We start from the raw sequence: 7,951 nt of genomic DNA on the forward strand, positions 1-7,951 counted from the left end.
GACGGGCGCGGGCGCGGCGGCGGCCGGGGCCGCCTCGACCGGGGTCGGGACGGCGGCGTTCTCGACCGTCGCGGCCGAGCCGCCCCGGCGGTTGCGGTTGCGGCGGCGCGGGCTGCGGCCCTCCACCGGGGCGGCGGCGGGGCCGTTGCCCGGGGCGGTCTGCGGCTGCTCGACCGTCTGGGTCTCGGGCGCCACCGCGGCGGCGGTGCTGCCGCCGCGGGTGCGGCGGCGCTCGCGGGAGCGGCGGGCCGGGCGCTCGGCGGGCGCCGGGGTCTCGGGGGCGGCGCCCCGTCCGCCGCGGGCGTCACGGGAGTCGCGCCCCTCGCGGGAGTCGCGGGCGTCCCGGCCGCCGCGACCGCGGGCACCGCGGCCGCCGGTCTCGCCGAGGTCCTCGACCTCTTCGGCGGCCAGGCCGGCCCGGGTGCGCTCGGAGCGGGGCAGGACGCCCTTGGTGCCGGGGGCGATGCGCAGCAGCTCGTAGAGGTGCGGCGAGCTGGAGTAGGTCTCCTCCGGGTCGTTGAACGGGAGGTCCAGCGCCTTGTTGATCAGCTGCCAGCGCGGGATGTCGTCCCAGTCGACCAGGGTGACGGCGGTGCCCGAGGCGCCGGCCCGGCCGGTGCGGCCGATCCGGTGCAGGTAGGTCTTCTCGTCGTCGGTGCACTGGTAGTTGATGACGTGCGTGACGCCCTCGACGTCGATGCCGCGGGCGGCGACGTCGGTGCAGACCAGGACGTCGACCTTGCCGTTGCGGAAGGCGCGCAGCGCCTGCTCGCGGGCGCCCTGGCCGAGGTCGCCGTGCACCGCGCCGGCCGCGAAACCGCGCTTGGTGAGCTGCTCGGCGACGTCGGCGGTGGTGCGCTTGGTCCGGCAGAAGATCATCGCCAGGCCGCGGCCGTCGGCCTGCAGGATCCGGGAGACCATCTCGACCTTGTCGAGCGAGTGCGCACGGAAGATGTGCTGCTCGATGTTGGCGACGGTGGTGCCGGTGTCGTCCGGGGCGGCGGCGCGGATGTGGGTGGGCTGGCTCATGTACCGGCGGGCCAGCGAGATGACCTGGCCGGGCATGGTGGCCGAGAAGAGCAGGGTCTGCCGCTTGGCGGGCAGCATGGTGATGATCTTCTCGACGTCCGGCAGGAAGCCGAGGTCGAGCATCTCGTCGGCCTCGTCCAGGACCAGCGCGCGGACCTTGGACAGGTCGAGCTTGCGCTGCCCGGCCAGGTCGAGCAGGCGGCCGGGGGTGCCGACCACGATGTCCACGCCCTTCTTCAGGGCCTCGACCTGCGGTTCGTACGCGCGGCCGCCGTAGACGGCCAGCACGCGCACGTCGCGGACCTTGCCGGCGGTCTGCAGGTCGTTGGTGACCTGGGTGCAGAGCTCGCGGGTGGGGACGACGATGAGCGCCTGCGGGCCCTCGGAGAGCTGCTCGGCGGTGGCCCGGCCGGCGGCGACGTCGGCCTTGACCACGACCCGCTCGATCAGCGGGAGACCGAAGCCGAGGGTCTTGCCGGTGCCGGTCTTGGCCTGGCCGATGACGTCGTGGCCGGTCATCGCGACCGGCAGGGTCATCTCCTGGATCGGGAAGGGGTGGACGATGCCGACGGCCTCCAGGGCCTCGGCGGTCTCCGCGAGGATCCCGAGATCGCGGAAGGTCGACTTGGTGGGTTCGGCGGTGGTGGACAGGGTGCTGCCTCTTCCGTGTGGAGGGCCGAGCCCGAACGCGTCCTGCCTGCCCGGGCAGCCCCGTGCGGGGCGCGTCGGGCGGGCGGCGCGGGGGAGGGCGTCCCGTTGACGGGGTCGTGCGGCGCGCTGTCGGCGCGGTCCGCGGCGGCCCTCGCTCGGCCTGATGCGGTGCCTGGGCCCGAGGCTCGGGCCAGGTCGGAGCCGATCGGGTCTCCGACCGGGCATCCGCGTACGTGAGCGCCGGGTGCTGCACCGGGCGGCTGAAACGCCACCGGGCACGACTGCGCGGCCTGCCGTTGGAAGGACGAGCCGCGCCGGTCTACACCTGGCCTCACCACCTACCATACAGTCAAGCGACGACTCGAACACGTGACGGTCGCTACTCCGGTCGGCCCCGCCCGGGTTGCGGGGGCTCCGGGAGCGCCCCGCGGGCCCCGCGGCGCGCACTAGAGTCGGTGCCATGGAGACTCCGGAACCCGCTGACGAGCCCACCGACTCGATCGGCCCCTGGGCGGCCCGGGCCGCCGACCCGCAGTACCGGGCGGCCGTGCTGGACCTGCTCGGCGCCCTCGCGTACGGCGAGCTGAGCGCCTTCGAGCGGCTGGCCGAGGACGCCAAGTTCGCGCCCGGCATCGCGGAGAAGGCCGCGCTGGCCCGGATGGCCTCCGCCGAGTACCAGCACTTCCAGCTGCTGCACGACCGGCTGGCCGAGGTCGGCGCCGACCCGGTCGCGGTGATGGAGCCGTTCGTCGAGCCGCTGGAGAACTTCCACCGGATGACCGCCCCGTCCGACTGGCTGGAGGGCCTGGTCAAGGCGTACGTCGGCGACGCGATCGCCACCGACTTCTACCGCGAGGTGGCCGTCCGGCTCGACGACGACACCCGGGACCTGGTGCTGCGGGTGATGTCGGACACGGGGCACGCCGGGTTCGCGGTCGAGCGGGTGCGGCAGGCGATCGCCGAGGACCCGCGGGTCGGCGGGCGGCTCGCGCTGTGGGGGCGGCGGCTGATGGGCGAGGCGCTCAGCCAGGCGCAGCGGGTGGTCGCCGAGCGCGACGCGCTGTCCAACCTGCTGGTCGGCGGGGCCGAGGTGCGCGGCTTCGACCTGGTCGAGGTCGGCAAGATGTTCAACCGGATCACCGAGACCCACACCAAGCGGATGGCCGCGCTGGGCCTGGCCTCCTGAGGCTCAGACCTGGCGGTGCCGGCCGCCGCGCCCGGGCTTCAGGTCCGGGCGGGCCGGCACCGACACCATCAGGACCGACGCCGCGGCGGAGATCGCCAGCTGGACCAGCGGCGCGTGCCCGTCCATCACGTAGTGGCTGATCCGGCCGGCGCCCACCGCGGCGACCAGCGCCGTGCCGATCGGCAGCGCGCGCGGCCCCGGGTACAGGTCCGGTCGGACCAGCAGGGCGCCGATCCCGACGGCGAGTCCGATCAGGACGGACGTGATCGTCTCCCACACGGCTGCCTCCCGGGACCTGCGACGCTGCGGCAGCAGTCCGCCTACCCGCCCGGGGCCGCCGGTACGCACAGCACGGCGCCCCGTCCCCCCGGGCGGGGGAACGGGGCGCCGCGACGCGTGCTGCGCTCAGAGCGTGCCGAAACCGACCTTGCGGACGGACGGCTCGCCGATCTCGACGTACGCGAGGCGCTCGGCCGGAACCAGCACCCGGCGACCGTGCTCGTCGACCAGGGTGAACAGCTTCGAGGTGCCGTCCAGGGCCTTGGCGACCGCGTCCGCGACCTCTTCGGCAGATTGCGCGCTCTCCAGGACGATCTCCCGGTTCGCGTTCTGCACGCCGATCTTGACCTCCACGGCTTCCGTCCCTCCGGTAGCTGGCCGCGCGCGCCCCGACCGCGGATCGCGGTGGGCGCGCCGTACGGGCATCACCTTAAGGCAGTGACCCGGCCGGTAGGCGAAGGTCGGGGGCCGGTCCGCTCAGGGCCGAATCCCGGTTCAGTCCGCCGGGTCGGCCGAACCCTCCTGCGCGGGGTGCATCGGGAAGCCCTTCAGACCGCGCCAGGCCAGGCTGGCGACCAGCCGGACGGCCTCGTCGCGCGGGATGTCGCCGTCCTGGGTGAGCCAGTACCGGGCGGTGATCTGGGCCAGGCCGCAGACGCCGACCGCGAGCAGCTTGGCCTCGGCCTCGGGCAGGTCGGTGTCCTCGGCGATCACCTTGGAGACCAGGGTGGCGCTCAGGTCGGTGGCCCGGTCGACCCGCTCGCGCACCGCCGGGTCGTTGGTCAGGTCCGACTCGAAGACCAGCCGGAACGCGCCCGACTCGCCGGAGACGTAGTGGAAGTACGCCTCCATGGTGGCGGCGACGCGCTGCTTGTTGTCGGTGGTCGCCTCCAGCGCGGCCCGGGTGCCGTCGACCAGGGCGTCGCAGTGCTTGTCGAGCAGCGCGAGGTAGAGCTCCAGCTTGCCCGGGAAGTGCTGGTACAGCACCGGCTTGCTGACGCCGGCCCGCTCGGCGATGTCGTCCATGGCGGCGGCGTGGTAGCCCTGGGCGACGAACACCTCCTGGGCGGCTCCGAGCAGTTGTTCACGGCGGGCGCTTCGCGGCAGGCGGGCACCGCGCGGACGCTCCTGCGCCTCCTGGATGGCCGTCACGGCGCTCCTCACTTCACGGTCTGCGGTGGACTGGCGGGGTGATTGATTCTACTTTTCGGTAACCCGCTCGTGCGCGGGTGAAGCCGAGTAAAGCGCACAACCGCCCTTGTCGGGACCCCACAATACGACCCGGACCCCCGCTGTCCACGGGTCGAGACGGGCTCGTGACGGGGAAGTGCGGCCCCGTGACCGGCCATGGCGGTCCGCCGCCCGCTCACTACCATCGTGCTCCATGAGCGCCTCCCAGCACCCCCTCGCCGCCCTGGAGCCGCACCGCACCGTCGAGGTGCCCGGCGCGGCCCTGGCCGTCAGCCGACACTCCGAACCCCGCGACGGCCTGCCGCCGGCCCTGTTCGTGCACGGTCTCGGCGGGTCCGCCGACAACTGGCTCGAACTGCTCGACCTGCTCGCCGACGACGTCGACGGCGAGGCCGTCGACCTGCCCGGCTTCGGCCACTCCGCCCCGCCGCTGGACGGCAACCTGTCCGTCTCCGGGCACGTCCGCGCGGTCATCGGGTACCTGGAGGAGAGCGGCCGCGGGCCGGTCCACCTGTTCGGCAACTCGCTCGGCGGCGCGGTCGCCGTCCGGCTCGCCGCGCTCCGCCCCGACCTGGTGCGCAGCCTCACCCTGATCTCCCCGGCGCTGCCCGAGCTGCCCCCGCAGCGCACCGCCTGGTCCACCGGGCTGCTGGCCGTGCCCGGCGTCGCCGAGCTGATCCGCCGCCGCGGCCCGGCCGCCGACCCGGAGACCGCCACCGCCGACCTGCTCGGCCTGGTCTACGCCGACCCCGCCGGCATCCCCGCCCACCGCCGGGCCCGCGCGGTCGCCGAGTACCGCCGCCGGGCCGCGCTCCCGTACGCCCTGGGCGTGCTGGCCGGGTCCGCGCGCGGGATCGTCACCGCCTACACCGAGCGCGGCGAGCAGTCGTTGTGGCGGCAGGCCGAGCAGGTTGCCGCGCCGGTGCTGCTGGTCTACGGGCTCAAGGACAAGCTGGTCTCCTACCGCTCCGCCCGGCGGGCCTGCGCCGCGTTCCGGGACGCCCGGCTGCTGGTGCTGCCCGACTCCGGGCACGTGGCGATGCTGGAGCACCCCGAGCCGGTCGCCCGCGCGGTGCGGGAACTGCTCGCCGAGGCCGACCGGCTCGGCTGAGCCCGGCGCACGCGGGGCGCACGGGGGACGAAGGCCGAAAACGGAGCGGGGACGCGCGAGGTCACGGGCGTTCACTCGATTGTGTGGCAAGCCGGGCCGGGCCCCTAGGGGGCTCGGCCCGGCGCTCTACCGTCGTGTTGTCGGACCGAACAGGTGTGGGGGGCGAGACGGCGAGGACGGCGGCCGCGGGGAGCGGACGCCGGCCGGGCGACCGTCGAGCACGGACGCACTCCCCTGTGTCGTAGGGCCGTGAACCCAGTGGAACGCTCTGGAGGCGTCGTGCGCATCGCTCTGCTCACCGAGGGCACCCTCACCAACGCGCAGCGTGGCGAAGGTGGTTGGTGCGGCCGTCTGGTCGACGGCCTGCCCGAGCACGAGTTCCGGCTCTACCGGCTGCTGCCCGCCGACCGCCCCGCCCCGCCCACCGGCGTCCGCGGCCTGCACGGCGTCCACGAACTGCCCATGTGGGGCCGCCGCCCCGGCGGGCGCGGGCCGACCGCGCTGCGCCGCCGGGCGTACGCCAGGGCGTACGGGGAACTGGTCCGCGCCCTGGTGATGCCCGGCGAGCGGGCCGGGTTCGGGCCCGCGCTGTACCGGCTCGCCGAACTCGGGCGGGAGGACGAGGCGCTGCCCGCGTTCCTCGCCTCCGGCCACGCCCACCGGGTGCTGGAGCGGGTCTGGCGGACGCCCGGCGCCGACACCGCCGGCGGCCAGCCGCTGGTCTGCGACGTGCTGGTCGCCGCCGACCTGCTGGAGCAGTGCCTGCGGCCGCTGTCCGCGCCCTGGTACGGCACCGGGGCGGCCGGGCTCGGCGGCGCCGACCTGTGCCACGTGGTCGGCGGCGGACCGGCCGCGCTGCCCGCGCTGGTCGCCCGCGAGCTGCACGGCGTCCCGTTCGTGGTCACCGAGCACGGCCTGCACCTGCGCGAGCAGTACCGCGGCTACCGCAGCGCCCCCTACCGCTGGCCGGTGCGCGCCCTGCTGCTGTCCTTCTTCCGGCAGCTCACCGAGGAGACCTACCGGCGGGCCGCCGTGCTCACCCCCGGCAGCGAGTACGACCGGCAGTGGCAGCAGCGCTGCGGCGGCGACCTCGCCCGCACCCGGATCGTCCACGAGGGCACCACCGCCACCGGACGGCCCGCCGCCGGGAAGGAACCCGAGGCGCCCACCCTGGTCTGGGCCGGCGCGCTGGAACCCGGCCGCGACCCCGAACTGGCGCTGCACGCCTTCGCCCGGGTCCGCGCCGAACTGCCCGCCGCCAGACTGCGGGTGTACGGCGAGGAGGGCGCCCCCGGCTACCTCGCGCACTGCCGGGCGATCGCCGGACGGCTCGGCGTCGCGGACGCCGTCGAGTTCGCCGGCCGGCCCGACGGCTCGGCCGCGGCCTGGGAGTCCGGCAGCGTCGTGGTGTTCAGCGCGCTCGCCCAGCGCAGCCCCCGACTGCTCGCCGACGCCATGCTCAGCGGCCGGGCCGTGGTCGCCACCGAGGTCGGCGTCACCCGCGAGGTGCTCGGCCCCACCGGCCTGCTGGTGCCCCCGCGCAGCCCGCGCGCCCTCGCCACCGCCTGCCTCGCCCTGCTCACCGACCACGAGCGCCGCTCCCGGCTCGGCCTGGCCGGCCGGCTGCGGGCGCAGGAACGCTTCGCCGTGGAACCCGTGGTCGGCGCGTTCCGCGAGATCTACCTCGACCTGGTCTCCCGCTACCCGGCCTTCCCGGCCCGCCCCGGCACCCAGGCCCGGCCGTTCGCCCGCCCCGCCGAGTACTGGGTGGCCGGCGGCACGACCCCGGCGCCGACCGAGAAGGCCCCCAGGGCCGCCGGGCCCGCCCTCGCGGAGGCGCTGTGACCGGCGCTCCCATGACCGGCACCCCCGCGACCGGCGCTCCGGCCGACCCCGTCCGCGAACTCCTCGACGCCAACCGGGACCTGTGCGAACAGGCGGTCGACCCGCTGGAGATCGCCGCCGCCCTGGAGGACTCCGGCCTGGCCGCCGACGGCGCCGCCCGCTACCGGCACGCCGACGTGTTCGGCCTCGCCGAGGAGCTGTACGCCCGCGTCCCGCGCCGTCCGCCCACCCGCGAGCCGCTGCCACCCGCCGAACCCCGGCGCACCCTCCCGCTCGCCGCCCTGCGCGGCGCCGCCACCCACCTGCTGCCCCTGCTCCCCGCCACGACACCCGGCGGCCTGCCCGGCGGCGCGCTCGCCCTGCTGCTCGGCGCGGGCGCGGGCCTGCTGACGGCCCGGCGGGACCGGGACCGGGAGGACCGGGGCAAGGAGGACCGGGATCCGGGCGGCTGGGACCCGGGCGGCTGGGATCCGGACGGTCGTGACCCGGGCGGGCGTGATCCGGACGCCCCGGGGACGGAGCGCGGGGAGCGGACGGCGGACGGCCGGGCGTCCGGGCGGGGCCCGTTCCCCTGGGCCGCGCCCGCCCAGGGGGCCGGCACCGGCCTGCTGCTGGCGCTGCTCGCGGCCAGCGCCCCGAGCGCGGCGCTGGCCGCCGCG

The 7,951-nt window shown here is 76.0% G+C and carries 7 protein-coding genes and 1 pseudogene; 4 read left to right on the forward strand and 4 right to left on the reverse strand.

The genetic code is table 11. The annotated features are described in order from the left end of the window. Nucleotides 1-1,566 (reverse strand): DEAD/DEAH box helicase (locus ACWEO5_RS37225; protein WP_452166521.1); only part of this gene is annotated, 1,566 nt, incomplete at its 3' end. Between the two features lie 574 nt (nt 1,567-2,140). Here ACWEO5_RS37225 and ACWEO5_RS37230 point away from each other — a divergent pair. Continuing rightward, nucleotides 2,141-2,866: a ferritin-like fold-containing protein gene (locus ACWEO5_RS37230; protein ID WP_344552519.1), complete on the forward strand. Its 726-nt coding sequence runs from the start codon at nt 2,141-2,143 to the stop codon at nt 2,864-2,866. 3 nt (nt 2,867-2,869) lie between these two features. On the opposite strand, the gene ACWEO5_RS37235 is transcribed toward ACWEO5_RS37230, so the two are convergent. The 3 genes from ACWEO5_RS37235 to ACWEO5_RS37245 form a co-directional block, all read right to left on the reverse strand. Further along, entirely contained in the window at nt 2,870-3,145 is a 276-nt protein-coding gene (locus tag ACWEO5_RS37235) for a hypothetical protein (RefSeq protein WP_344552520.1), read from the reverse strand. 126 nt (nt 3,146-3,271) lie between these two features. Further along, entirely contained in the window at nt 3,272-3,499 is a 228-nt protein-coding gene (locus ACWEO5_RS37240; RefSeq protein WP_030459953.1) for a DUF3107 domain-containing protein, read from the reverse strand. A gap of 141 nt (nt 3,500-3,640) precedes the next feature. After that, complete coding sequence (locus ACWEO5_RS37245) at nt 3,641-4,297, reverse strand: TetR/AcrR family transcriptional regulator (RefSeq protein ID WP_452166522.1); 657 nt, start codon at nt 4,295-4,297, stop codon at nt 3,641-3,643. A 232-nt stretch (nt 4,298-4,529) separates the two neighbouring features. Between ACWEO5_RS37245 and ACWEO5_RS37250 the strand changes: the two genes are divergently transcribed. The 3 genes and pseudogenes from ACWEO5_RS37250 to ACWEO5_RS37260 form a co-directional block, all read left to right on the forward strand. Next, the gene (locus ACWEO5_RS37250; RefSeq protein ID WP_344552522.1) at nt 4,530-5,447 is read left to right on the forward strand and encodes an alpha/beta fold hydrolase; all 918 of its coding nucleotides are present in this window, start codon (nt 4,530-4,532) and stop codon (nt 5,445-5,447) included. 279 nt (nt 5,448-5,726) lie between these two features. Further along, nucleotides 5,727-7,292 (forward strand): DUF3492 domain-containing protein, encoded by a 1,566-nt coding sequence (locus tag ACWEO5_RS37255; RefSeq protein ID WP_452166523.1) that lies wholly within the window; start codon nt 5,727-5,729, stop codon nt 7,290-7,292. A gap of 11 nt (nt 7,293-7,303) precedes the next feature. Further along, a pseudogene (locus tag ACWEO5_RS37260) lies at nt 7,304-7,951 on the forward strand (hypothetical protein); the annotation flags it as partial.

Source organism: Kitasatospora sp. NPDC004272 (assembly GCF_053603035.1).